This window comes from Oleiphilus sp. HI0043 (genome assembly GCF_001634935.1).
Genome location: NZ_LWEY01001614.1, coordinates 1 through 1,033 on the forward strand (window position 1 = coordinate 1; position 1,033 = coordinate 1,033).

A 1,033-nucleotide genomic window follows, 5' to 3' on the forward strand; every position below is an offset into this window, starting at 1 on the left:
TACTGGGTAGTACCCTTGCCAGCACCTGCATTGTCGCTACGCTGCGTAAAACAAGGGGTACAACACATGCGACCAGAAGTAGGTACATTTCGGTGCCTACTCTCTCTAAGCCTCCACGAGTAAAGCCTGTCGAACATGATTCACGTCAATTTTGAGAACCAGGGTTCTTGCCAAATGGCGCGTTCTAAGACAGAGTTGCGACTAGATAAGATTCTTAAACCAGAAACTAAGCGCCGCATAAAGGTTGAAGCACTCATGAGCCAGATCCCCGCCACCATATTATTAGTTGATGACCACCCTTTATTAAGAAAAGGACTAACCCAGCTGATTGAATTCGAAGATGAGCTAGAAGTCATTGGTGAAGCAAGTGATGGGCATAGCGCCCTAGAGCTTGCTAAAGAGCACGAGCCCGACCTAATCGTGTTAGATCTGAATATGCAAGGTATGGATGGTTTGGAAACACTTAGAGCCATGCGAAATGCCGAGATCACCTCCCGTATCATCATGCTAACCGTAAGCGATAGTGATGAAGACGTTGTTTGCGCTATTACTTATGGTGCCGACGGCTACCTGCTTAAAGATATGGACCCTGAGCAAATACTGGAAAAGCTAAAAGAAGCCGCGCTTGGTAAAATGGTGATCAGTGAGAAGCTAACACATGTTCTGGCCGGAGCAATACGAGGCGGCAACGATAAGAAATCGAACTTATTAGCCAAACTAACCAGCCGGGAACACGAGATCCTGAAACTCATAGCCAAAGGTATGAGCAACAAGCTTATTGCCCGTGAACTCGATATCTCTGACGGAACCGTGAAGGTTCACGTCAAACATGTCCTGAAAAAACTAGGTTTGAATTCTCGAGTTGAAGCCGCAGTATGGATGGTGAATCAGAAGGGCTAAACTTCACTCAGCTTTTAGCTCACTTTTGACCACTCTGGGCATGTCACCAGGTGGTCATTAACCATCCCCACAGCCTGCATAAAGGCATAGCAAATAGTCGGACCGACAAAGGTAAAGCCGCGCTTTTTCAAAT

General features: G+C 46.6%; 2 protein-coding genes. One reads left to right on the forward strand and one right to left on the reverse strand.

Features of this window, described 5'->3' with window-relative positions:
- Positions 1-255 precede the first annotated feature (255 nt).
- Positions 256-900 (forward strand): two-component system response regulator NarL, encoded by a 645-nt coding sequence (gene narL / locus A3729_RS24345; RefSeq protein ID WP_068507590.1) that lies wholly within the window; start codon positions 256-258, stop codon positions 898-900.
- 14 nt (positions 901-914) lie between these two features.
- Here the strand turns inward: narL and A3729_RS31100 are convergent.
- A partial coding sequence (locus A3729_RS31100; protein ID WP_197476027.1) for a DNA-3-methyladenine glycosylase I occupies positions 915-1,033 on the reverse strand: 119 nt, incomplete at its 5' end.